Below are 23,552 nucleotides of genomic sequence, written 5' to 3'. Positions count from 1 at the left end.
CCATAGGTGGGATACCTGCGCCTAGCCCAAACACCTTAAAAGGGCTGGGTCTCGACCTTTCGAAACCAGGACGTGATCCGGCCGCGCGACGCGTGGGACCTTGCGCTCCAGCAAGCGCCGATCAGGTCGGCAGACCCTCGACCTCGTCGTCCACCTCGGCCTCGATCTCGGCATCGACGTCGGTGGATTCGCCGGCGGCGCCCGCCGCTTCGGCGAGGCCGCGCGCGGCCTTGCGCAGGAGTTTGCGGAGCCGACGACGGTCGGTTTTGTCGAGATGGTCGAGCAACTCGGCCTCGACCTCCTCCTGGATCTGCTCGATGGCCTCGGCCTTGGCCAAACCCGCCGGGGTCAACTGGACCCGGACCACGCGGCCATCGCCCGATTCGGCACGGCGCTCGACGATCCCGAGGGCGGCGAGCCGGGTCACGGTCTTCGACGCCGTGGGCGGCCGGACCCGGAGGAGCGCGGCGAGATCGCCCATCGTCATGGTCCCGGCGCTGGCGAGCGCCTGCACCACCTGCTCCTGCCCGGCGAACAGGCCCAGCTTGGCCAGACGGTCGCCCGTGCGGGCGCGGTGCAGGCGCGCCGCCTGCACGAGGGCCCACCCGACGCTCCGCACACCGGGCGGTCGCATCTTCTTGGACGACAGCTCCTTGGACGATAGCTCTTGAGCCGCCGTCTCGCTGTCGTGTCGATCACGTTTCGGCTTGTCGCCCACCGGAGCGCCCGCGTCTGTGCCGGCGGCCGCCGGAAGATCCAGAGTCTGCACGATCCATCTCCGTCACCGGCCGCCCAGGATCCTGTGGCGCTGGCCGGTGACGCTGAGATGACGTGTTCACACCAGCGATCGCTCAGCAGTGCATGAGGCGTTGCAGGCGATCGAGGATATCCTGGCCGGTGCAGGGCCGGGCGATGAAGTCGGCATGCCGGGGCATGCGGGCCGGGTCGGGGGCCGCCCGACCGGACACGATCAGGATCGGCAGGGTCGGCCGCGCCTCCGCAACCGAGCTGGCGAGGTCGAAACCGTCCGTCTTGCCCGAGAGCTGGACGTCCGTGACGAGCCCGCAGATGTCTGGGCGCGCCTGGAGTATGCTGAGCGCCCGCTCGGCGGACGCACATTGAACGGTCTCGAAGCCGCCTTCCTCCAGCACGTCGCCGAGGTCCATGATCGTCAGTGCCTCGTCCTCGACGAGGAGGATCACCGGCCGATCGCCACCCGAACCCGTCTGCTCACTCGCCACTGTGTACTCCCTCCGGCAACGTGCGACCGCGAGGGCCGCCGCACGCGTCATCAGCCTGAGGTCCAACACCAGAAACGGTTCCGGGTTGCAGCTTGACGCGGTCGCCGCTGACAGGCGGCCGGTTCCTGTGCTCAGGCTGTCACGGATGCCTGCTGGGTCACGACCGCGGTGACCGCCTCGATCAGGCGGTCGAGATCCGCCGCTCCGATCGTCAGCGCCGGCGTCAGGTAGACGATGTCGCCGAACGGCCGGACCCAGACGCCCCGGGCGAGCAGCCGCGCCTTGAGGGCGGCGAGATCGGGGGCCTCGGCGAACTGGACCGCTCCGATCGCGCCGAGCACCCGGACGTCGACCACGCCGGGCATGCGCCGCAGGATTTCGAGCCCATCCGTGAACCGTGCCGCGATGGCGTGGGCCTGGGCAAGGCGCGGCTCGGTCTCGAACAGGTCGAGGCTGGCATTGGCGGCCGCGCAGGCGAGCGGATTGGCCATGAAGGTCGGGCCGTGCATCAGCGCGGCCGCGGGATCCTCGGACCAGAACGCCTCGAACACCTCCGTGCGGGCGATGGTGGCGGCGAGCGCCATCGTGCCGCCGGTCAGCGCCTTCGACAGGCACAGGATGTCGGGCACGATCCCGGCCTGTTCGCAGGCGAACAGGGTGCCGGTGCGCCCGAAGCCGGTGAAGATCTCGTCGGCGATCAGCGGCAGGCCGTAGCGGCGGGCGAGATCGGCGACGGTCGCCAACACCTCCGGCGGGTGCATGCGCATGCCGCCCGCCCCCTGGACCAGCGGCTCGACGATCACCGCCGCCAGCGTGTCGCGGTGCCTCGCCAGCGCCGCGTCGAGGGCCTCGGTCTCGGCGGCGGTCCGCGGCAGATCGCAGAAAATCTGGGTGGGCAGGTAGGCGCCGAAGCGGCGGTGCATGCCCTCCTCGGGATCGCAGACCGACATCGCCCCCATCGTGTCGCCGTGATAGCCGCCGCGGAAGGCCAGCACCTGCGTCCGGCCGCTCACACCGCGGTTGAGCCACATCTGCGCGGCCATCTTGAGAGCGACCTCCACGGCGACCGAGCCCGAATCGCTGAAAAAAACGTGGTCGAGGTCCCCCGGCAGCAGGGCGGCGAGCCGGGCCGCCAGCCGCTCGGCCGGCTGATGGGTGAGGCCGCCGAACATCACGTGGGGCATCCGCGCCAGCTGGTCGGCGACGGCCTGGGCGATGTGGGGATGGTTGTAGCCGTGGACCGCCGTCCACCAGGAGGCGATGCCGTCCACGAGCTCGCGGCCGTCGGCGAGGATAATGCGGCTGCCCTGGGTCGCCACCGCCTCCAGGGGCGGAGCGGCCCCGCGCATCTGGGTGTAGGGGCGCCAGAGGTGGGTGCGAGACGGGTCGAGCGTCATGCCACGGGGGATGCGCGGCCGAGGCGGCATCGGTCAAGCGGGCGCCGGCCCGGGTATCGCGCCGGTTGCCTTGACATCGACCGACCGGCTTGGCCCATCACCCTGCATGGACAGCCTCGACGCCTTCGCCCGCTCGAAACTCGATGCCCTGGAGGCCGGCAGCCTGCGGCGGCGGCTGGTGCCGACCGAGCGGGGCTCCGGCGCCGCCGCGAGTCGGCAGGGCAGGGCGCTCGTGTCGTTCTCCTGCAACGACTATCTCGGCCTTTCCCACCATCCGCGCGTGATCGCGGCCGCACAGGACGCCGCGGCGACCTACGGCGCGGGGGCCGGCGGATCCCGGCTCGTGACCGGCAACCATCCGTATCTCGGCGCGCTGGAAGCGCGGCTCGCGCGCCACAAGGGCCAGGAGGCCGCGCTGGTCTTCGGCAGCGGCTACCTCGCCAATCTCGGCATCACGCCGGCGCTCGCGGGACGCTCCGACCTCATCCTCCTCGACGAACTGTCCCACGCCTGCATGTGGGCCGGGGCGCGGCTGTCCGGCGCGCAGGTGCTGACCTTCCGCCACAACGATCCCGCCGACCTCGCGGCGATCCTGGCGGCGAACCGCGCCCGGCACGGACGCGCGCTGGTGCTCACCGAGCGGGTGTTCAGCATGGACGGCGACCGGGCGCCGCTGGCCGACATCCTGGCCGTCGCGCAGGACCACGATGCCTGGACGCTGGTGGACGATGCCCACGGGATCGGCGTCGTCGAGGACGGGCCGCGGGCGCCCCTGGAGATGGGCACCCTGTCGAAGGCGCTGGGTTCTTACGGCGGCTATCTCTGCGCCTCGCAAGCGGTGATCGACCTGATGGTGGGCCGCGCCCGCAGCTTCGTCTACACCACCGGCCTGCCGCCGGCCTCGGCCGCCGCCGCGCTGGCGGCGCTGGCGATCCTGGAAGACGAGCCGGAGCGGCGCGCCCGGCCCCTCGACCTCGCCCGGCGCTTCACCGCCCGCCTCGGCCTGCCCGCGGCGGAGAGCGCCGTCGTGCCGGTGCTGATCGGCGAGGCGCAACGGGCGCTCGACATCTCGGCGGCCTTGGAGGCGCAGGGCTACCTCGTGGTTGCGATCCGCCCGCCGACCGTGCCGGCCGGGACCGCGCGGCTGCGGGTCGCCTTCTCGGCCGCCCACGACGCCACGCAGGTCGATGGCCTCGCCGAGGCTTTGGCGACCCTGATCGGCTGAAGCGGCGCGCTTTCCGTTCGCCGAGCCTGCACCTATACCGCTGATCCGACGCGTTTCACGCATCAAGAACCCGATCCGGCCGTCCGAGATCGGGGCGGGATCATCGAGAGGACGACGCCATGGACGCCAGCGCGCTGCGAGCCCTTCAGGCTCCGATCAAGGACACGTACCGCAACGCGCCGGACGCCGCGATGATCACCCTGAAGGCGAAGGGCACGCTGGACGACACCAAGATCGCCTGCAAGGTCGAGACCGGCCGCGCCATCGCGGAGGCCGGGCTGCACCCGGCGACCGGCGGCTCGGGCGCGGAGCTGTGCTCGGGCGACATGCTGCTGGAGGCTCTGGTCGCCTGCGCGGGCGTGACGCTCAAGGCGGTGGCGACCGCCCTGGAAATCCCCCTCCGTGCCGGCACGGTCAGCGCCGAGGGCGACCTCGACTTCCGCGGCACCCTCGGCGTCGACAAGGAGGCGCCGGTGGGCTTCCGCAACATCCGGCTGTTCTTTAAGCTCGATACGGATGCGTCGGAGGAGAAGCTGGCCCAGCTCCTGAAGCTCACCGAGCGCTACTGCGTGGTGTTCCAGACCCTCAACCACAAGCCCGAGCTATCGGTGGCCGTGACCACGGCCTGAGGAGACGCGGTCATGGCGGGCGGCATCACCCAATCCGAATACTGGAACGGCGAGGTCGGCACGCGCTGGGCACACAACCAGGCCGTCCTCGACGCCCTGTTCGTCCCGCTGACCGAGGCGCTGTTCGACCGCGCGGGGCTGAATCTCGGTGCCACGGTGCTCGATATCGGCTGCGGCTCGGGGGCGACGACGGTCGAGGCTGCGCGCCGGGTCGGGGCCGCCGGCCGCGTCACGGGTGCGGATATCTCGGCGCCGCTCCTCGCGGTCGCCCAGGCCCGGGTCGGCCGCGAAGCCCCCGGCGCCGCCCCGGTCACCTTCGTCGAAGCCGACGTCGAGCAGGCGGATCTCGGCACGTTCGACGCCGCCCTGTCCCGGTTCGGCGTGATGTTCTTCCCGGATTCGCTGCGCGCCTTCGCCAATATCCGCAGGATGCTGCGGCCTGCCGGGCAGCTGACCTTCCTCTGCTGGCGCGCGCTGCCCGAGAACCTGTGGGTTCAGGTGCCGCGCGAGGCCGTGATGCCATTGCTGTCGGAGGTGCCGCCGCCCCCGGCACCCGATACGCCAGGGCCGTTCCGCTTCGCGGATGCGGACGGGCTCGGGGCCTTGCTGCGGAACGCCGGGTTCGGGACCGTCTCCTGTGCGGCGCTCGACCGGGACGTCATCCTCGGCCGGGGCGACACCGACGCGGAGGCCGCCGCGGCGGCAGCGCATGTGGCGCTGAACCTCGGCCCGACCTCGCACCTCGTCCGCGAGGCCGAACCGGATCTCCGGGCGCGGGCCGAGGCTGCGGTGACGGAGGCCCTGATCCGGCACGCGTCGGGCGGCGCGGTACGCCTGCGCGCGGCGTGCTGGCTCGTCCAGGCCGGGTGAAGGACGGCGTCCGGCTCGGTTTCGAGCCGCGTCGCGGCCATTCCTGCGCTGGGTCCCGGGCCGCATTCCGCTGGCGCTGCACCAATCCGGGAGCCAGCAGAGGACGCGCCGCGAAGCGGCTCCTGTCCTTTCCTCAAAGCCCCAGCGCACCGCCATCCGAGCGCGGATCGTGCGTGGCCTCGATCCGGCCGTTGCGGGGGTGGCGCACCAGCATCCCGGCATGGCCCAGCGAATCGATGTAGGGCCCGCCGAGTTCCTCGATCTCGTGGCCGAGCCGGCCCAGAGCCGCGATGCAGGCCGGATCGAAACGATCCTCCACCTTCACGCTGAGCGAGGGCGCCCCCCAGGTCCGGCCATAGAGCAGCCGCGGGGCGTCGACGGCGTCGGCCACCGACAGCCCGTAATCGGCGTAGCGGCTGAAGATCTGGGCCTGGAATTGCGGCTGCCCGTCGCCGCCCATGCTGCCGTAGCTCATCACCCTTCCATCGTCGAAGGCGGCCAGCGCCGGGATCAGGGTGTGGAACGGGCGCCGGCCCGGCTCAAGCGGGTTCACGGCCTGCGGGTCGAGGGAGAACGACATGCCCCGGTTCTGCCAGCAGATCCCGGTCGCCGGCAGAACCGTGCCGGAGCCGTATTCCCAGTAGACCGACTGGATGTAGGAGACCGCGAGCCCGTCGCCGTCGATCGCCCCCATCCACACCGTGTCGCCGTGGCCCGGATCGGGCAGGGGCACCTGGGCGGCGCGGCGCATGTCCACCTGCGCGGCTTCACGGGCGAGGCGCTCCGGCGTCAGGAAGCCGGCGGGGTCGTGCCGCAGGCGGTTGAAGTCGGTCACCACCCGATCACGGATCGCGAAGGCCCGCTTCGTCGCCTCGATCAGCCCGTGGTAATGGGCGGTGGTCTCGGCCTCGGCGATGTTCAGCCGGTCGAAGATCCCGAGGATCAGCAGCGCCGCGAGCCCCTGGGTCGGCGGCGGGAAGTTGTAGAGCGTCGCGTCGCGCCGCCGGATCGACAGGGGCGCCCGCTCGACCGCGGCAAACGCTTCGAGATCCGCCCGGGTCACCGGCGCGCCCAGGCGTTCCAGATCGGCGGCGATCTCCCGGCCGATATCGCCGCGGTAGAAATCGCCGAGCCCCGCATGGGCGAGCTGCTCCAGGGTGGCGGCGAGCCTGGGCAGGGCCCTGATCTCGCCGGCCGGGTAAGGTTTTCCGTCCTTCAGGAAGGTTTTCGAAAAATTCGGGACGTCGTGGAGCGTGTCGAGTTCCTGGGGCACGTAGCGCGCCTCCGAGGGCGAGACCGGCACCCCCTCCCGCGCCTGCTTGATCGCATCCGCCAGCAGGGTCTCCAGGGGCAGGCGGCCGCCCAGCGCTCGCGCCAGTTCCAGGGCGAGGCGCCAGCCGCCGACGGCGCCCGCCACCGTCACCATCGCGTCCGGCCCCCGCGCGGGGATCGCCTCGTAGTCCTTCTCGCGGTAGCGCTGGATCGTGGCGAGCCGCCCGGCCGGGCCGCAGGCCTCGATGCCGCGCACCCGGCCGCCGCGCTCGCGCACCAGCCAGAAGCCGTCGCCGCCGATGCCGTTCATGTGCGGGTAGACCACCGCGATGGAGGCGGCCATCGCCACCATCGCCTCGATCGCGTTGCCGCCCTGGGCCAGCACGGTCTGGCCGGCCTGCGCGGCGAGATGATGGGGCGCCGCGACGGCGGCGGCGGTGAAGACGGGGGTCTCGGGCATCGCGGGTCCTGTGGTGTCCGGGCCGCAGGGTTAGGCGAGCGCGCGGATCCTGCAAAGGGCGTGCAGGTACAAGATCTTCGCCATGCTATGCTGCGCCGATCCCATCCCGCAGAAGCGGCCGATGCTCCGGAAGTTCACGCCCCGTCTCGCGATCGGCCTCGGCCTTGCGGCCGCACCGGCCGCGGCGCAGCAGCAGGTGCCGCGCGTCTTCGAGGGCGCGGGCGGGGATCCGCGCATCTCGGTCTCGCAGCCGGAGACGACCAGCCAAGCGTCGGGGGGCTTCGTCCGCTCGGTCGAGCCCTATCTCGGGCCGCTCGCCGATCCCCTCGGGATCCGGCCGGTGCTGAAGGCGCGCGGCATCGAATACAGCCTGACCTATATCGTCGACGTCCTCGGCAACCCGGTCGGCGGGCTCCGCCAGGGCGCGATCGTCGAGGATCGCCTGAACCTGCGGCTCAATCTCGACCTCGACCGGCTGGCGGGCTGGCAGGGGGCCACGGTCCATGCCAACGCCTACTTCATCCACGGCACCGGCCTGTCGCGCTATTATGTCGGCAACCTGCTGACCACGAGCGTCATAGAGGCGCTGCCCGCGTCGCGGCTCTACGTGCTCTGGTTCGACCAGAGCCTGATGGACGGCCAGCTCGGCATCCGCATCGGCCAACAGGCCGCCGACACCGAGTTCTTCGTCAGCCAGACCGCGACCCTGTTCGTGAATTCCACCTTCGGCTGGCCTGCGATCACCGGGCTCGACCTGCCGAGCGGCGGCCCGGCCTACCCGCTGGCGGCCCCGGCGATCCGGGCCAAGTACGTGCCCGGCAACGGCTTCTCCCTGCAGGTCGGGCTGTATGACGGCGATCCGGCCGGGGCGAACCGGCCGGGCCAGGATCCGGAGGCGCAGCGCCTCGACCGGACCGGCACGAATTTCCGCCTCAACGATCCGGCCCTGTTCATCGCGGAGGCGACCTACGCCTACAATATCGCACCGGGGTCCAGGGGCCTGCCCGGCGACATCACCCTCGGCGGCTGGCAGCATTTCGGCCGGTTCGACAGCCTGCGCTTCGACATCACCGGCGTGCCGCTGGCCGACCCGAACGCCACCGGCATCGGCCGGCCGGTGCGCGGCAATGCCGGGATCTACGCGATCTACGATCAGACCCTGTACCGGGAATCGGGCAAGGACGACGAGGGTCTCGGCTTCTTCGTGCGGGCCGCGTGGTCGCCGACCCGGTCCAGCCTGATCGACGCCTACGTGGATACCGGTCTCGCCTACAAGGGCCTGTTCGAGGGCCGCGACGACGATACGCTGGGCATCGGCTTCGCCTATGCGCGGATCAGCGACGAGGCCCAGCGCGCCGACCGGGACACGATCCTCTACACCGGCCTGCCGAGTCCCCGGCGCCGCGCCGAGAGGGTGCTGGAGGCGACCTATCAGGCCGTGGTCGTGCCGGGCTTCACGGTGCAGCCGGACGCGCAGTACATCATCCGCCCGGGCGCGGGCATCGCCGGTCCGGACGGCCGACGGCTGCGCAACGCGGCGGTACTCGGGCTGCGCGCGACCGTGCAGTACTGACCCGCCCTGCGACGGCGCCGCCGGGAACGGTCCCGCTGCCCAGCCTCTTTCACGAGCATGTTGATCTTCGAGTGGGTCGTCGGCGTCCTGTTCGGCGCCGTCCTCCTGGCTGGTCTGGCGCGTCGCCTGGGTGCGCCCTATCCGGCCTTCCTGGCGCTGGGGGGCATCGGCCTCGCCTTCGTGCCCGGCGTGCCGAACCTGCGGCTCGATCCCGAACTCGCCCTCGCGCTGTTCCTGGCCCCCGTCCTGCTGGATGCCGGCTTCGACGCCTCCGTGCGGGACATGACGGTGAACTGGCGTCCGATCCTCGGGCTCGCGGTTGGCGCCGTGGTGGTGACGACGCTGGCCGTGGCGATCGTGGCGCACCTGATCGTGCCCAACATGCCGTTCTCCGCCTGCATCGTCCTCGGCGCGGTGGTGGCGCCCCCCGACGCGGTGGCGGCGCTGGCGGTGCTCAAGCATGCGCCCATGCCCCACCGGCTCGCCACGATCCTGCGCGGCGAGAGCCTGCTGAACGACGCCGCCTCCCTGTTGATCTACCGGCTCGCGGTTGCCGCCGCGACGGCGGGCAGCTTCCACCCGGCCGAGGTGGCGCCGGCCTTTCTGCTCGGGGTGGTCGCGAGCCTCCTCGTCGGACCCGGACTCGGCCTGATGTTCGTCGCCCTGACCCGGCGGGTCACCGACCCGGCGAGCGCCATCGTGATGCAGTTCGTCACCGCCTTCGGGATCTGGCTGGCGGCCGAGCGGCTCGAACTATCGGGGGTGCTGACGATCGTGACCTTCGCGGTCACGGTCGCCCGTCGGGCGCCGGGGATCACGGCGCCCCGGGCCCGGGTGATCTCCTACGCGGTCTGGGACACGGCGGTGTTCGTGCTCAACGTCCTGGCCTTCGTGCTGATCGGGATCCAGATCGGCCCGATCCAGGAGCGGTTGTCCGGCGCGGATGCGCAGCAGGCGCTGATCCTCGCCGCCGCGACCTTCGCCACCGTCGTGGTGACCCGGCTCGCCTGGGTGATGCCGACCACGGGCCTGCGCGGCTTCGGCCTGCGGCAGGCGGGGGCGCAAGCCCGGCTCGGCCCGGGGCTGGCGCTCTCCTGGGCGGGGATGCGCGGCATCGTGACGGTGGCGGCCGCCCTGGCGCTGCCCGCCGATTTCCCGCGCCGGGATCTCGTGGTGGTTGCGGCCTTCGTCACCGTGCTGGGCACGCTGGTGGTGCAGGGCCTGACGCTGCGCCCGCTGCTGGCACATCTGAAGTTGGAGGATGACGACCCCGTGGGGCGCGAGACCGGACGCGCCCGGGCGGCCGCCTACAAGGCGGCGCTGAATTCCCTCGCGGAGGCCGAGGACGAGCCGGCGACCGACGCCCTGCGCGCCGAGTTCCGCGCGGCGCTCGCAGAGGCCGAGGAGCACGAGGAGGGCCGCGCCCCGGAGAGCCTGCCGGCCGATGCGGCCCGGCGCCGGGCCGTCGAGGCGGCCCGCGACGCGGTCCTGACCCTCCGCCACCGCGGCCGGATCGGCGACGACGCCTATTACCTGCTGGAGGAGGAGTTCGACTGGGCCGAACTCAGCGCCACGCCGAAGGCGGAGACGTAAGGGCGCTCGGTTACACGCCCTTGCGCACGGCGATCCTCGCCTCGATCGCGTCCCAGACCGCCACCGACAGATCCGGCCCGCCGAGCCGCTGGATCGCCCGGATGCCGGTGGGGGAGGTGACGTTGATCTCGGTCAGATGGCCGTCGATCACATCGATCCCCACGAGGATCAGACCCCGCCGCGCCAGTTCCGGGCCGATCGTGGCGCAGATCTCGCGCTCGCGCTCGGTCAGCTCGGAAGCCGAGGCGGCGCCACCCCGAACCATATTGGAGCGGATATCGTTCGCCGCCGGCACGCGGTTGACCGCGCCCATGGCGACGCCGTCCACCAGGATGATGCGCTTGTCGCCCTCGGTCACCCGGTCGAGATAGCGCTGGACCACCCACGCCTCCCGGAAGGTCGTGGCGAACAAGTCGAACATCGAGCCGAAGTTCGGGTCCTTCTCGGTCACCTTGAACACCGCCGCGCCGCCGTGGCCGTGCAGCGGCTTCATCGCCACCGTGCCGTGCTCCAGCCGGAACGCCTCGATCTCCGCCTTGTCGCGGCTGATCAGGGTCGGCGGCATCAGCTCGGGGAAGTTGAGGACGAACAGCTTCTCCGGGGCGTTGCGCACCTCGAAGGGGTCGTTCACCACGAGCGTCTCCGGGTGGATCCGCTCCAGCATGTGGGTGGCCGTGATGTAGGCCATGTCGAACGGCGGATCCTGGCGCATCAGCACCACGTCGGCCTCGGCGAGGTCGATCCGCTCCGGCGGCGTCAAGGTGAAATGCGCACCCTCGACATCCTGCACGGTCAGCCGCTCGACCCGCGCGGTCACCCGGCGGCCCTGCATCGAGAGCCGGTCCGGCGCGTAGTACAGCAGGGAATGCCCCCGCCGCTGGGCTTCCAGCAGCAGGGCAAAGGTCGTGTCCCCCGCGATCCGGATATTCTGGATGGGGTCCATCTGGACGGCGACGGTCAGGCCCATCCGAAACGCCCCTTGCCAACGCCGCGCATCATGATCGCCGTTCGTCTCACTCGTCGGACATCGACTTGCCGCCCGTGCGCTTGTCGTAATCGCCGATCGCCGCGCGACACTCGGGCGACAGGCGCTTGCGATTGCGCGTCATGCATTTTTCCGCATCCGGGCTGTTCGGGTCGACGCCGGCGCAGAGACGGAAATAGTCGTTGGCGCAACCGAGCTGCAGGCCCTGGTCCTCGCGCTGGGCGTAGGCGGGGCCGGCAGCGAGCACGAGCAGTGCCAGCGCAGGCAGCCCACGGCGGCGGACGGCGCGCAGGGATCGTTCCGGAACCAGTCGCATTCAGCGGTGTCCTCAAATCTCGATCGGGCGGAGAACCGATGCGACGGTCCCCCCTCCACCCGCATCCGGCATATCGGTCGCGCCGGGCGCTAGGCAAGCGCCGGCGGTTCGACGGAGTGCCACGTGGTGCCGGCTCGCCGGAGTGTGGCCTCTGGGCCGCAGCGCCGGATCGGCGCCTCCGCGGAGGCGCACATAAGAAAGGGCCCCACCCGGTTTCGGGCAGGGCCGCAAGTCGAAGGGAGGAAACGCCCGCCATGGGCAGATGAGACTTCGCAATTCGCGGGCCAACCGGTCTAAGGATTTCGTTACCGGTCAATCGGGCCGAAAGAGTCCGTTAACCACCCCGTGATGGATTGCCGTCGTAGCCCTTGCCGACGCCCTCAGAGGGCCCGGGCCGGACGCTCGGACCGCCGACAGGAGCCGGAGACCATGACGCCTTTCAAACCGCTGGAGACCGCCGACCGCCCGAGCATCCGGTTCGGCGCGATAAGCGAACCTACCCCCGCCACGTACACCCGCGTGATTCCCTTCCCCGGGCCCGAGGCACGACGGGCCCGCCGGATCCCGCGCTCGGGTGAGCCCCGGGGCGAGATCTTGCTGTTCCTCGGCGTGCGCTACGAGCGCCTCGCGTCCTGACGGCATCCGGGGGATGCCAGAGCCGCGCCGCGACGTGCCCGCGCCAGCCCGCCTCCTGCCCGCCTGTGTGGCACTGGCGCTGCTCGCCGCCTGCACGCAGAGCGGTGATTTCGGTCGCCCGCGGACGGGAGTCTGGAACGGGCTGATCGATACCACCGGCAGCTTCAGCACCCACGACCGCGGACGACTCCTGCTCGATTCCGGGCTGACCGACGACGAGCAGGCGCTGCGTGATCGCGCATGGCGGTTCGTGCAGCCCGCCAGCACCTTCTCGGCCTTCCAGGATCTGCTCCTGGGCCTCGCCAGCGCCCACGCGATGCCGCCGACTTGGCGGTACGACGAGATCGGCGCCTACTACGACGCCCTGACCGCCGAGCCCTCGCGCTCGCCGGTCTCCCGGTACCGGCAGCTCGGTGACGACGCGACCGCGGATGCCCGGCTGATCCCGCTCTTCACGGCGCTGGCCGCCCGGGTGATCGACGCGGATGCCGCGCGCCTGCGCAGTCTGCCCTTCGCCAAGACCCTCGACGTCGCCGACGTTCAGGACGCGGCCCGGCGCGTCGCCGAGAATCGTTGCGTGATCGCCTGGGTGCGGATCGAGGCCGGCCTGCGGCTGGCCCGCTACCGCTTCGCCCTGGAGCACCTGTTCGCCGCGGCGCCGGCGCCCGAATCGGTCACGGCCGAGCGGACCATCATGATGCTGGCGGCCCGGCGTAACCTCTTGGACCCTCTCCTGCCCGTAGATGCCGCCGCACGATGCGGGCTCGAAGCGGTGCCGCTGCCGGTGGCGCAGGCCGCGCCACTCGTCGTCAAGAATTGAGGACCGGCCGGAGCCGGCACAATCGGGGACGGCCAACGACGACCGACATCCGGATCCGAGGCAGCGCACGACATTGCAGCGCTCAACCTCCGTTACGGGAATAAACGGTCGGATTGCCGAGTCCGATGATCGGGGCGCACGACGGCAAGGCAACGCATCCATGGCTGCGCAGGACATTGTCGGGACGGGTGCTGCCGGGCGCGCCGGATGACGCCGCTCGCCCGCGCACGCTTCAGCCAGCTCATCCTCCCGCGGCTCGACGAAGGCTACCGGCTCGCGCGCTGGCTCACCGGCGACGCGACCGACGCCGAGGACGTGATGCAGGAGGCGTGTCTCCGGGCCTACCGGGCGATCGAGACCTTCGCCGAGGGCAACGCGCGCGCGTGGTTCCTGACCATCGTCCGCAACACCGGGTACTCCTGGCTGCAGCGGCACCGGCCCCGCACGGTGGTCTTCGCCGACGACCTGGATCCGGTCGCCCGCGCCGAGCTGGACACGGGCGGCCCCTCGATTCAGGCCCCAGAGACGCCCGAGGCGGCCCTCATCGCGCACGACGAGGCGCGGCATCTCACCCGGGCGATCGAAACGCTGCCGGTCCCATTCCGAGAGGCGCTGGTGCTGCGCGAGTACCACGGCCTCGGCTACCGGGAGATCGCCGAGGTGACGGGGGTGCCGGTCGGGACCGTGATGTCCCGCCTCGGACGCGCCCGGCAGAGGCTGCTCGAACAATTCCCGCGAGATCAACGATGACCGGCGACGACGAGACGCTCCTCCTTCTCAGCGCCTATTGCGACGGCGAGTTGTCGCCCGGCGAGGTGCTCGCCATGGAGCGCCGGCTCGCGGCGGAGCCTGAATTGCGGGCGACGGCCGGCCGGCTCCGTGACCTCTCGGCCAGCCTGCGCGGAACGCTGCCGGGCGCGCCAGCGCCGGAATCGCTGCGTGGACGCGTGGTGCAGACAATCGGCTTCGTTGACGCCGCCCCGGGCCGCAACTGGTCCGGGTCTTGGCGCATGCTCGCCGCGACTCTGGTGTTCGGCATCGCCGTCGGCGCGTCGATCGGCGGAGGCGCCGTCTACCTCGACCAACACGGTGCCGCGCCGACGACGAGCGAGGCCGTGCTCGCCAGCCACCTGAGAGGGCTCGCCGCGCCGCAGCCGTTCGACATCGCCTCCTCCGACGGGCACGTCGTCAAGCCCTGGTTCAACGGGCGCACACTCCTCGCGCCGGACGCACCCGATCTGGCGGACCAGGGTTTCCCCCTCATCGGCGGTCGGATCGACATCGTCGCAGGCAAGCCCGTCCCGACCCTCGTCTATCGACACGACCGCCACGTCATCAGCGTCACCGTCGTCCCAGCCACCGCCGGCCCGCCGGAGGGTGAGGAGCGCCGGGAGGGGTCCACGATCCTGCGGTGGAACGCCGGAGACCTGACCTACTGGGTGGTGTCCGATCTCAACGCACGCGCGCTGCGAAGCTTCATCGACCTGTTCCAGTCGCGGATTACGCGACAGGGGTGAGCGATCCTGCGCGCGCCCGGGAATAAGTCCGCGGCTTGCCGGGTTTCCAATGATGTCGTTCTACCCAGACATCGAGGGGCCGCGCGTGATCGCCATCGCAGATCGCTTCCCGCAGGGGACGGACAGAGGTTGGGCGGGCGGATCCGATGCTGTGCACGAACCGGGCAACGGCGCGGCGTTTCGCAGTCGAGGCGTCGCCAAAGCCGAACACTCCTGCGCAGGCCCGACACTCGTGCACATCGCGCTCGGCACCTTCATCGACAACTTCGAACAAGGGGTGGCAGTGACAGACCCCTCCGCGCGGGTCCATTTCCTGAATCGCGCCGGGCACGCCCTGGTCCGCGCCGGGCTTCTGCGTCTCGAAGGCGGCCATCTGCGCGGCCCGTCACCCAGCCAAGGCGTCACCCTTCGCAGCGTCATCGCGGGATGTGCTGCCGGCGGCGGGAGATCGGCCCGCCTCGTGAGCGAGCACGGCGTGCTCCTCGTCGCCGCGTGTGCGATCCCCGCGCCGGTCGGCTCGATCGCCACATCGACCGTGCTCCTGCGCTTCACCGATCCGGCCTCGGTTCGGCCCCCGGACACGTCTGTCCTGCAGAGCCAGTTCGGCTTGACGCCCGCCGAGGCAGCTCTGGCTGCCGATGTCCTGGCCGGGCACGACCTGGCCACCAGCGCGGTGCGCCGGGGCATTAAACCGAACACGGCGAAGGTCCACCTCCGGCACATCTTCGAGAAGACCGGCACGCGCCGACAGGCGGAACTGATGCGGCTGCTCCTGCTTTGCCCGCAACCGATCGCCGCCAGGCAAGACTTATCGCCTGACTGATTTCAATATTTTTGGCCCTTAATTCGAATGGGTGATGTCAATATCAACCGAAATAGTAATGATGATCAAGGTCGCAGTTTGACCAAACAGCACGTCTTTGCTCGTATGGAGTATAGACCATGATCTTTTCATACCTGACATCCGCTCGGATAGCGCGCACGGCGGCGCGCAACTATCGGATTCTGTCGGCACTCGACGACGCCATGCTCTGCGACATCGGCCTGGATCGGCGCACGCTGCGCATGTTCTGCGACAACGGATGCACGTTCACGGCCGCATCCGCGGGTCAAACCGGCAGAGCGTCGGCGGGTCTGTCGCCTCTCACGCTCCAGCCCATTTTGGGCTGAAACACAGCCTGCAACGGGTTGCCGCCGGCAATCGGCATCCCCGTCGGCGATATCGCGGCGGCATCGTGGGCGGGCATCCACCGAAGCGATGTGTCCCTGCGCGCGTCGGCCCCCAAAATCGAACGGCGCGGCATGGAGAGCCGCTCCCGGTCGCCATGCGGCACGGCACACGACAGTGATGCCGTCTTCCGGGGTGAGGCGCGGGTTCCCGCTCCGGTCCGGATGAGGTGCCCCGAGGCATCCGCTGAGCGCGACGGTGCGCCGATCAGCTGTCCGCTGCGCGTCGGAAAAGCGCGTCGGCGTTCCTGGACCGACAAGTCGTCGGCTCTCCGCGGCACGTCGAACGCGCCGGTCTGCGGACGCAACACAGCCTTCGCAACGCGCGGACGGATCGGTGCCCGATCCGCTACCGCCCCGCGCCCTTGCCGGACGGATCCTTGCCCGCCGGCGCATCGTCCGTGGCCGTGTCGGTGGTGCAGGAGACACCCTGGATCGCGGCGTTCGCGGCCGGGCGCTGGCTCGGCAGGCCGGCGATCACGCGCACCACCACAAAGCCACGCGTATCCGGCGCGACGATCCGCACGTCGCGGCTCGGATCGTTCTCGTCGTCGTCGGCCAGCGCCTCGTCGTATTGAGCACGGGTGAGGATTACGAGGTCGAGGGCGCCGCGCACTGCCGCCTGATCGGTCACCGCGTAGAAGGCACCGCGCCGGGCATGGGCGGCGAGCGACAGGGACAGCGCCCCGGTCCGCGCCGAGACGCGCATCGGCCCGTCGGCCAGATCGTAGGCACAGACGCCCACAGCCACGGCGGGATCCGGAATCGGCAGCCACGCCTCGGACGGGGAGGGGTCGTCGCCCGTCGCCACCGTGTAGATCGGCTGCGGATGGTCCAGGTTCTCGCTGGCCCGGGCGCGCGAGACGGCATCCTTCTCCGACAGGACGGGGATGGCCAGCACCGCCGCGACATGGACGATCCCGGCCAGCACGAGACCGACCAGCGTGGCATAGACGACGCGCAGGCTCACGATGCGCATCCCAGGCGGGTGATGGCCGGCACCGAGGACCGGTCGAGGGATCCGGCGCTGGCGGCGGCCGGCGTGTCGTAGAGGCGCAGCGCCAGCCGCACCGGCCCGCTCGCCCGGGGGCTCGGAAGCCAGTTGCCCGGCTGAACATCGGGCGCGAGCACCACGGCGAACCGGCCTTCGGCCGATCGGAGGACCTCGGTGGAGGTGAAGCCCTCGCGTAGCGTCGGTCGGCCGGGTTCCCGGGACCCACGGCCGGCCACCGTGATGGTCCAGGCCCGGGCCGGGGGCGTCCCGCCGCCGATCCGATAGGTGCAGGCGGCATCGAGCGCCTGGCCGGCATCGTCCGCAGCCGCCGTCAGAAGCAGGCCCTCACCCACCGCGAGGGGGATCTCGCCCCGGCGCGCGTTGACCGCGCGGGTGTAGGGATCGGCATTCGCTGCACCGGCCCGGGGCCAGGCAGTCCAGGCACCGACCTGCACGCCGCCGAAGGGGTAACCGCCACTGGTCGCCCAGTCGGCGCTGGCGAGACCGAGCGCGCCGCCGAGCGCCAAAGCGTAGACGGCGAGCCCGGTCACCGAACTCTTCCGCCACAGGCGCCGGATGAAGCGGATCACGCCGCCACGCGGGGCCTGCCCGGATGCGGCCGCGTGGCTGCCGGACACCGGAATCGCGTCCCTCATGCGCTCACCGGACCTCGACGAAGCCGCCGGGCGCACGGCTGCCCTCGGCCATCGCCCGCGCCCTGTCGAGGGGGCCGGCCGAGGCGCGGTCGTCGGGCTTGCGGGCGCCCTTCTGGGCGTCGCCTGAGCCGGCGGGCACACGCTCGACCGTGCGGAACAGCCCGTTCAGGCCGTTGATCACCTCGAAGGAGCGGCGCGAAAGCTTGCCGTAGGCGCTGGCATTGGGATCGATCGGCGCGGTGGGACCACCGGAGGCCTGCTGCTGGGCGGCACGGGGGCTTTCCTTCAGCCCCGGCAGGGGCTTGATCTCGATACCCTGGTGGGCCGGCTCCATCACGTCGTGCCAGGTCTGGGCCGGGAGCGAGCCGCCGGTCAGCTTGTTGGTCGAGGTGTGGTCGTCGTTGCCGAACCAGACGGCGCCGACGTAATTGCCGGTGTAGCCCACGAACCACGCGTCCCGGTAGGCGTTCGTGGTGCCGGACTTGCCCGCGACCTTCACGCCCTCGAGCTGCGCCCGCTTGCCGGTGCCCTCCTCGACCACTTTGTTCAGCATGAAGTTCATGTCGGCCACGACCTGGGGCGCGAGCACCCGCTCGGGCGCCTCGTCGGCGTGGCGGTAGATCACCTCGCCGGAGGAGTTCTTCACCTCCATGGCGGCGTAGGGCTTTGCGCGGAAGCCGCCATTGGCGAACACCGCGTAGCCCGCGGCTTGGTCGATCACCGTCACCTCGTCCGAGCCGATCGGCATCGAGACCGTATCGATCAGGTTCGAGGTGATGCCCATCTTGTGGGCGAGGTCGATGATCTTGGTGCGGCCGGCCTTGGCGGCCTTGGCTTCGTGGGTGATGCCCATCCCCTTGCCGAGCGCGATCGAGATCTTGATCGGGATCGTGTTGATCGACTTCGCCACCGCGAGCCACATCGGCACGCGGCCGGCATAGGAGCGGCCGTAGTTCTGCGGGCACCAGTTGCCGATGCAGACCGGGCTGTCGACCACCACCGTTTCGGGCTTGAACAGGCCCGAATTGAGCGCGGCCGAGTAGACGTAGGGCTTGAACGACGAGCCGGGCTGGCGCAGCGCGTCGGTGGCGCGGTTGAACTGGCTCTCGCCGTAATCGGCGCCGCCCACCATGGCGCGCAGAGCGCCATCAGGATCGAGGATCACCATGGCGGCCTCGTCGACATCCATGGCGTCGCCGGACTTGCGCAGGGTGTCGGCCACCACCTCGTCGGCCCGCTTCTGGATCGCGAGGTCGAGCGGCGTCTTCACCGTCAGCACGCGGTCGTTGCGCAGCTTGCCGGCGTCGGCCATGCCCTTGATCTCGCCGAAGGCCCAGTCGAGGTAGTAGTCGGCTGTGATGTCGCGGGTTCGGGTGACCGGGGTCGCGGGATTGCGCAGGGCGGTCTGGATCTGCCCCTCGGTGACGAAGCCCGCCTCCACCATGTTGTGCAGCACGTCCGCCGCCCGGGCGCGGGCGGCCGGCAGGTTGACGTGCGGCGCGTACTTGGTCGGCGCCTTGAACAGGCCCGCCAGCATGGCGGCCTCGGCGAGGCTGATGTCCTTGAGCGGCTTGCCGAAATAGTAATCCGCCGCCGCCACGGCGCCGAAGGTGCCGCCGCCCATATAGGCGCGGTCGAGGTAGAGCTTCAGGATCTCGTTCTTGGTGAGATGGCTCTCCAGCCAAAGTGCGAGGAAGGCCTCGTTGATCTTGCGCTCGAGGGAACGCTCGTTCGTCAAAAAAAGATTCTTGGCGAGCTGCTGGGTGATGGACGAGCCGCCCTGCGTGCCGTTGCCGCCCTTCGAGTTGTTGACCAGCGCCCGCAGGGTGCCGATCGGGTCGATGCCCCAGTGCTCGTAGAAGCGCCGATCCTCGGTCGAGACCAGCGCCTTGATCATAATGTCGGGAAACTCGTCGAGCTTGAGCGAGTCGTCGTGCTTGATGCCGCGCCGACCGACCTCGGTGCCGTAGCGGTCGAGGAAGGTGACCGCGAGATCCTGCTGCTTCAGCCAGTTCTCGCTGGTGAGCTGGAAGGCAGGCTGCGCGAACGCCAGCATCAGCACGGCGCCGCCGGTGCCGATGGTGACGCCCTCGCTGGTGAGATCCAGCACGGCGCGCTTCCAGCCGCGCACGGCGAAGCGGCCCATGACCCGCCGGAAGCGCTCATAGGCTTCGCCGGTTGACCGGCCGCTGTCGTACAGGCTGGCGTTGACCCAGGCGTCGAAGGCGAGGGCGGCCCGTTCCAGGCGAACTTTGATCTCGGTGAGCGTCGGCAGGCGCACGATGTCGAACCCGGCTTGTCGAGCGCCTCTGCGGCGGGGCGTGAAGCGTCTGAACCGCAGACACGGGAGCTGCGGCCGGGCCACCGCACGGCATCCTCCTCCATAGCAGGATCCGGAACCGCGGGCGAGGCTCTGCGCAGTCTCGCGAATCGCCGCGGACGCGCTTGGGCATAACGCGCGGAGACCTGACCCAGTCGCAGGATTGCGGCCACGCTTGCTCCGCCGCCCCGGCTCGGGCAGAGAGACGCCCTTCCGATCGAGAGACCACATCGATGCCCAAGCCCGAGGCGGTGCGCCACGGGGCGGCCGAGCCGTTCTGGCGCACCAAGACGCTCGAAGCCATGACCCCAGCCGAGTGGGAGAGCCTGTGCGACGGCTGTGGCCGGTGCTGCCTCCTGAAGCTCGAGGATGAGGACACGGGCGAGGTCCACCACACCGATATCGGCTGCACGCTGCTCGACGGTCTGACCTGCCGGTGCCGCGACTATGTCCGCCGCCAGAAGCGGGTGCCCGATTGCGTCCGGCTGACGCCCGAGGCGGTGCGGGCCATCGCTTGGCTGCCGCAGACCTGTGCCTACCGCCTCGTGCGGGACGGGGAGCCGCTCTATCCCTGGCACCCGCTGATCTCGGGTCGGGCCGCGAGCGTCCACGAGGCCGGCATCTCGGTGCGCGGCCGTCTGTCCGGCAACGAGGAGGAGTTTTCGGAAGAGGAATACCCGGACCGGATCGTGGACTGGCCGGCACTCGATCCGCAGGCGGGCTGAAAAGTCCTGGATTGGAAAGGTCGAGACCTTTCGCGGTTCCAGGGCAGAGCCCGGGAATCCGTCAGGACTTCGCCCTGACAACCCACCAAAGGGCTGAAGCCCTTCGGAAACCCGGGATCCCGGATCAGACAGGCTCCGTGCGCGATGACGGGGCGAGCAGCCGTCCCCCGGCCAGACCGTTCACCGCGATCACGATGGCGACCGCCGCCGCATGCATCAGGAGATCCGTCGCGGTGGCGTCATGCGGGTGGACCGGCATCAGCAGAGCCGCCGCAGCCGCCGACACGGCGAGGCCGCCGAGCGCCGCCGTCAGGTTCGGCCGCAGCGGGCAGGCGCGGCGCAGCATCGTCACGATCAGCACCGACAGCGGCACCGAGGCGCAGATCAGGAAGCTGAAGCAGTCCGCGACCGTATGGGCCCCCGGGAGGTCGGTTCCGGGGGCGATCCACTCCCGCAGGCAGCCCAACCCGCTGGCACCGATCCAGAGGGCGAGGGGCGGCAGCGGCAGCAGCGCCCACCGGCCCGAGCGGCCCGGAACGCTCGTGGCGAAGGCTGCGTAGGCCGCGGTGATCGCCGTCAGCACGGCGCCGATGGCCGCCAGGGCGAGATCCGGCACGTGCATGCGCAGCATGAAGCCCGTCATGCCGGCCTCGGCCACCAGCAGCAGCCCGGCCAGCAGCGCCGCGCCGAGCCACACAGCCGTGCGGATCCCCGGCGCCGGCAGCGGCCGGACCGGCTCCAGCTCGCCGGCCAGTGCCTCGACGAGCCGGTCGTGACGGGTGGCTTCGCAGCCGGCACGCTCAGCCATCACTCCGCCTCCCGCGTCAGGCTGGTCCGGAGCGCCTTCAGCGCCCGATGCAGATTGACCTTCAATGCGCCCTTGCTGCGGCCGGTGAGCGCCGCGGCCTCGTCGAGCGACAACTCGCGCAGGCCGAGCTGCTCGACCGCCTGCCGCTGCCCATCGGGCAGGGACGCCACCGCGCGGGCGAGCGCCGCGGCACGGTCCCGCGCCTCGAGGCTCTGGCCGGGCGCCGGGCCGGGATCGACCTCGGCCTCGTAGGCGAGGGGATCGTTGACCTCCCGGGGGCGGCGGCCCGACCGGCGCAGCCGATCGATCGCCCGCCGCTGCGTGATGGCCCGCAGCCAGGGCATGAACGGACGGGCGGGATCGTAGCTCGCCCGCGCCCGGTGGACGGTCATCAGCGTGTCCTGCACGACGTCGTCCACCGCCTCGCCGCGGACGCCCTGCGACCGGGCGATCGCCGAGACGACGGGCAGGCAGGCCTTCAGCAGCGCGCGATAGGCAGCGGCATCGCCGCGTTGCGCCGACGCCATCAGACCCGCGAGTTCCTCTTCGAGCACCATCCGGGCCCCGCCGCCGTTCCGCCCCCTGGCTCGTGCCGCATCTTGCCCGGCCTCGGAGCCCGGCGCCAGCGACCAGCCGCACGGTGCGAGCCCGGCCTGCACGGCGAGGATCATCGCAGCGCCTCCCGCTGCACCCCATCCTGATCGAGGCGGGCGGCAGCGAGGATGCGCCCGTCCTCCGCCTGGAGCAGAGCGGCCGCCGCCTCGCCCTCCGGACGCGCCGCCGCGAAGGTCGCAGCGCCCCCGGACCAGCGGCCGAGATCGCGGATCGCGCGGACGACGTTGGCCTGCTCCAGGGTGCGCCCGGCATTCTCGCCGCGCAGTACCCGGGTGGTGTGGCTCGGATCGAACCCGACCAGCACCACCTTCGCGGCGCCGTTCCCGGTGCCGACCCGTACGACCAGTTGATCGCCTTCGCGGGTCAGAGCCAGCGGGATGCCGGGTCCGGCCGCCCGGGCCCGCGCGATGGCGCCGCGCACAGCCGCCTCGTCGGATCCGACGAGGCCGACCGTTCCGTCGATCACGGCCTGCGGCGTGTAGGTGGGCCCGCCGAGCCGGGCCGCATAGGCCTCCTGCCGCGCGGTCGCGGCCGGCAGCGCGTAGGGGTCACGCCAATTCAGATGGTTCCAGTAGGTGACGTGGAACGCCAGCGGCAGGATTGCGGCGCCTTCATGCGCGAGGCGCCCGATCAGCGCCTCTGCGGGCGGGCAGGAGGAGCAGCTCTGCGAGGTGAAGAGCTCGACGACGACGGGGCGTTCTGCGGCCGCGGCCGGGCCGAGGGCGGCACCGAGGAGGGCGAGGGCGATCGAGACGACAGGGCGCATGGACGAGATTCCTGCGCGCCGGTGGATCGATCCGGCGCACCTTTCCCTTCGCCCCGCGGCGGCTTCGGTTACCCCGGGTCCGACCCGTCGAGTTCGAACGCGTCCACGTCGCGCAGCAGCGCCACGAAGGCTTCAGCCCCATGCGCCAGGGCCGCGCGCCCGGCCTCCGCAGTGCCGAGGCGCGCGTCGCCGATGGCGCCGGAAGGATGAAGGTCGCCCGCCTTCCAGGCGAAGGCCGCGGGTCGGCCGGCACGCAGATGGGTGAAATCGCGGACCATCGCGCGCGTCCGCGGCGGGAAATCGGCGATCCGGTCGGTCCGCACGAGGTCCGGCCGCAGCGCCAGCATCAACGCGGTCTCGACCCCGCCGGCATGGATGCCGTGGGCGATCTCACCGGCCGGAAACAGGCCCTCCGGGTAGCCGAACCGCGCCCAGGCGGTCGTCACCGCCACCATCCTGTGCCGGGCGCGCAGCTCGGCCGCCGCGAGATCGATGATGGCGCTGTTGCCGCCGTGGCTCGAAACCATCACGAGCTTGCGACAGCCAGCCCGGTGGAGGGCGGTGCCGATCCCCGTCCAGGCGGCCAGCGCCGTCCCGGTGTCCAGCGAGAGCGTGCCCGGAAAGGCATCGTGCTCGTCGGACTTGCCGATCGCCTGCACGGGCAAAATCAGCACGTCGAGATCAGCCGGTGCGCACGCGCACACGCCAGCGAGGTAGCCCTCCGCGATGATCGTATCGGTCGCGAGCGGCAGATGCGGGCCGTGCTGCTCGATGGCGGCCACCGGCAGCACCGCAATGGCACGCCGCATGTCGCGGCTCGCCAGGTCATCCGTGGTGAAGTCGGACCAGAGCCGCGCCGCCATGCCTGCCGGGACCTCCGCCTGCGCCGGGCGGCGACAGGTCACCG

The 23,552-nt window shown here is 71.0% G+C and carries 25 protein-coding genes; 12 read left to right on the top strand and 13 right to left on the bottom strand.

The window, feature by feature from the left end; all coding sequences use genetic code 11:
* Positions 1–121: 121 nt before the first annotated feature.
* The 3 genes from OXS49_RS08360 to OXS49_RS08350 form a co-directional block, all read right to left on the bottom strand.
* Complete coding sequence (locus OXS49_RS08360; RefSeq protein ID WP_267423428.1) at positions 122–769, bottom strand: MarR family transcriptional regulator; 648 nt, start codon at positions 767–769, stop codon at positions 122–124.
* An 82-nt stretch (positions 770–851) separates the two neighbouring features.
* The gene (locus tag OXS49_RS08355; RefSeq protein ID WP_243916691.1) at positions 852–1,241 is read right to left on the bottom strand and encodes a response regulator; all 390 of its coding nucleotides are present in this window, start codon (positions 1,239–1,241) and stop codon (positions 852–854) included.
* A gap of 131 nt (positions 1,242–1,372) precedes the next feature.
* The gene (locus tag OXS49_RS08350) at positions 1,373–2,638 is read right to left on the bottom strand and encodes an adenosylmethionine--8-amino-7-oxononanoate transaminase (protein WP_267423426.1); all 1,266 of its coding nucleotides are present in this window, start codon (positions 2,636–2,638) and stop codon (positions 1,373–1,375) included.
* A 106-nt stretch (positions 2,639–2,744) separates the two neighbouring features.
* Between OXS49_RS08350 and OXS49_RS08345 the strand changes: the two genes are divergently transcribed.
* From OXS49_RS08345 to OXS49_RS08335, 3 genes are all read left to right on the top strand, one after another.
* Entirely contained in the window at positions 2,745–3,863 is a 1,119-nt protein-coding gene (locus OXS49_RS08345) for an 8-amino-7-oxononanoate synthase (RefSeq protein WP_267423424.1), read from the top strand.
* Between the two features lie 119 nt (positions 3,864–3,982).
* Positions 3,983–4,492, top strand: coding sequence for an OsmC family protein (locus OXS49_RS08340; protein WP_267423422.1), 510 nt, complete (start codon positions 3,983–3,985; stop codon positions 4,490–4,492).
* Between the two features lie 12 nt (positions 4,493–4,504).
* Positions 4,505–5,362: a class I SAM-dependent methyltransferase gene (locus OXS49_RS08335; RefSeq protein WP_267423420.1), complete on the top strand. Its 858-nt coding sequence runs from the start codon at positions 4,505–4,507 to the stop codon at positions 5,360–5,362.
* Positions 5,363–5,495: 133 nt separating this feature from the next.
* On the opposite strand, the gene OXS49_RS08330 is transcribed toward OXS49_RS08335, so the two are convergent.
* Positions 5,496–7,094, bottom strand: a complete 1,599-nt coding sequence (locus OXS49_RS08330) for a gamma-glutamyltransferase family protein (RefSeq protein ID WP_267423418.1) — start codon at positions 7,092–7,094, stop codon at positions 5,496–5,498.
* Positions 7,095–7,215: 121 nt separating this feature from the next.
* Here OXS49_RS08330 and OXS49_RS08325 point away from each other — a divergent pair, with 121 nt between their 5' ends.
* Positions 7,216–8,667: a carbohydrate porin gene (locus tag OXS49_RS08325; RefSeq protein ID WP_267423416.1), complete on the top strand. Its 1,452-nt coding sequence runs from the start codon at positions 7,216–7,218 to the stop codon at positions 8,665–8,667.
* 57 nt (positions 8,668–8,724) lie between these two features.
* The gene (locus OXS49_RS08320) at positions 8,725–10,260 is read left to right on the top strand and encodes a sodium:proton antiporter (RefSeq protein WP_267423414.1); all 1,536 of its coding nucleotides are present in this window, start codon (positions 8,725–8,727) and stop codon (positions 10,258–10,260) included.
* A gap of 10 nt (positions 10,261–10,270) precedes the next feature.
* On the opposite strand, the gene gshB is transcribed toward OXS49_RS08320, so the two are convergent.
* Both gshB and OXS49_RS08310 read right to left on the bottom strand, forming a co-directional pair.
* The gene (gene gshB, locus OXS49_RS08315) at positions 10,271–11,227 is read right to left on the bottom strand and encodes a glutathione synthase (RefSeq protein WP_267423412.1); all 957 of its coding nucleotides are present in this window, start codon (positions 11,225–11,227) and stop codon (positions 10,271–10,273) included.
* 46 nt (positions 11,228–11,273) lie between these two features.
* Positions 11,274–11,561, bottom strand: a complete 288-nt coding sequence (locus OXS49_RS08310; protein WP_244005498.1) for a hypothetical protein — start codon at positions 11,559–11,561, stop codon at positions 11,274–11,276.
* Positions 11,562–11,990: 429 nt separating this feature from the next.
* Here OXS49_RS08310 and OXS49_RS08305 point away from each other — a divergent pair, with 429 nt between their 5' ends.
* The 6 genes from OXS49_RS08305 (at position 11,991) to OXS49_RS08280 (ending at position 15,704) form a co-directional block, all read left to right on the top strand.
* Positions 11,991–12,197 (top strand): hypothetical protein, encoded by a 207-nt coding sequence (locus OXS49_RS08305; RefSeq protein ID WP_267423411.1) that lies wholly within the window; start codon positions 11,991–11,993, stop codon positions 12,195–12,197.
* Positions 12,198–12,210: 13 nt separating this feature from the next.
* On the top strand, positions 12,211–13,017 hold the full coding sequence (locus tag OXS49_RS08300) for a hypothetical protein (RefSeq protein WP_267423410.1): 807 nt from the start codon (positions 12,211–12,213) through the stop codon (positions 13,015–13,017).
* A gap of 207 nt (positions 13,018–13,224) precedes the next feature.
* The gene (locus tag OXS49_RS08295) at positions 13,225–13,767 is read left to right on the top strand and encodes a sigma-70 family RNA polymerase sigma factor (RefSeq protein ID WP_267423409.1); all 543 of its coding nucleotides are present in this window, start codon (positions 13,225–13,227) and stop codon (positions 13,765–13,767) included.
* Positions 13,764–14,534 carry an anti-sigma factor gene (locus OXS49_RS08290; RefSeq protein ID WP_267423408.1) on the top strand — a complete coding sequence of 257 codons (771 nt, stop codon included), beginning with the start codon at positions 13,764–13,766 and terminating at the stop codon, positions 14,532–14,534. The genes OXS49_RS08295 and OXS49_RS08290 overlap by 4 nt, the downstream gene beginning before the upstream one ends.
* An 85-nt stretch (positions 14,535–14,619) precedes the next feature.
* Positions 14,620–15,357 (top strand): helix-turn-helix transcriptional regulator, encoded by a 738-nt coding sequence (locus tag OXS49_RS08285; RefSeq protein WP_267423407.1) that lies wholly within the window; start codon positions 14,620–14,622, stop codon positions 15,355–15,357.
* A 119-nt stretch (positions 15,358–15,476) separates the two neighbouring features.
* Positions 15,477–15,704, top strand: a complete 228-nt coding sequence (locus tag OXS49_RS08280; protein WP_267423405.1) for a DUF1127 domain-containing protein — start codon at positions 15,477–15,479, stop codon at positions 15,702–15,704.
* A 406-nt stretch (positions 15,705–16,110) separates the two neighbouring features.
* On the opposite strand, the gene OXS49_RS08275 is transcribed toward OXS49_RS08280, so the two are convergent.
* The 3 genes from OXS49_RS08275 to OXS49_RS08265 are packed head-to-tail and all read right to left on the bottom strand — an operon-like array spanning position 16,111 to position 19,692.
* The gene (locus OXS49_RS08275; protein WP_267423404.1) at positions 16,111–16,740 is read right to left on the bottom strand and encodes a hypothetical protein; all 630 of its coding nucleotides are present in this window, start codon (positions 16,738–16,740) and stop codon (positions 16,111–16,113) included.
* On the bottom strand, positions 16,728–17,411 hold the full coding sequence (locus OXS49_RS08270) for a DUF1214 domain-containing protein (RefSeq protein ID WP_267423402.1): 684 nt from the start codon (positions 17,409–17,411) through the stop codon (positions 16,728–16,730). Before OXS49_RS08270 ends, OXS49_RS08275 begins: the two co-directional genes overlap by 13 nt.
* Before the next feature lie 4 nt (positions 17,412–17,415).
* Positions 17,416–19,692: a PBP1A family penicillin-binding protein gene (locus OXS49_RS08265; protein ID WP_267423400.1), complete on the bottom strand. Its 2,277-nt coding sequence runs from the start codon at positions 19,690–19,692 to the stop codon at positions 17,416–17,418.
* Between the two features lie 272 nt (positions 19,693–19,964).
* Here OXS49_RS08265 and OXS49_RS08260 point away from each other — a divergent pair, with 272 nt between their 5' ends.
* Complete coding sequence (locus tag OXS49_RS08260; RefSeq protein WP_267423398.1) at positions 19,965–20,456, top strand: YcgN family cysteine cluster protein; 492 nt, start codon at positions 19,965–19,967, stop codon at positions 20,454–20,456.
* 124 nt (positions 20,457–20,580) lie between these two features.
* On the opposite strand, the gene OXS49_RS08255 is transcribed toward OXS49_RS08260, so the two are convergent.
* From OXS49_RS08255 to OXS49_RS08240, 4 genes are all read right to left on the bottom strand, one after another.
* A complete protein-coding gene (locus OXS49_RS08255) occupies positions 20,581–21,264 on the bottom strand; it encodes an NrsF family protein (protein WP_244005509.1) in 684 nt (227 codons plus the stop codon).
* Positions 21,264–21,935, bottom strand: coding sequence for a sigma-70 family RNA polymerase sigma factor (locus OXS49_RS08250; RefSeq protein ID WP_267423396.1), 672 nt, complete (start codon positions 21,933–21,935; stop codon positions 21,264–21,266). Before OXS49_RS08250 ends, OXS49_RS08255 begins: the two co-directional genes overlap by 1 nt.
* A complete protein-coding gene (locus tag OXS49_RS08245; RefSeq protein WP_244005512.1) occupies positions 21,932–22,645 on the bottom strand; it encodes a DUF1223 domain-containing protein in 714 nt (237 codons plus the stop codon). Before OXS49_RS08245 ends, OXS49_RS08250 begins: the two co-directional genes overlap by 4 nt.
* Positions 22,646–22,713: 68 nt before the next feature.
* Positions 22,714–23,508 carry a creatininase family protein gene (locus OXS49_RS08240; RefSeq protein ID WP_244005604.1) on the bottom strand — a complete coding sequence of 265 codons (795 nt, stop codon included), beginning with the start codon at positions 23,506–23,508 and terminating at the stop codon, positions 22,714–22,716.
* Between the last annotated feature and the right edge of the window lie 44 nt (positions 23,509–23,552).

The organism is Methylobacterium sp. GC_Met_2 (assembly GCF_026540795.1).
Lineage (GTDB): Bacteria > Pseudomonadota > Alphaproteobacteria > Rhizobiales > Beijerinckiaceae > Methylobacterium.
The sequence above is the reverse complement of the archived record's forward strand: the minus strand, read 5'-3'. Positions and strand labels throughout refer to the sequence as shown.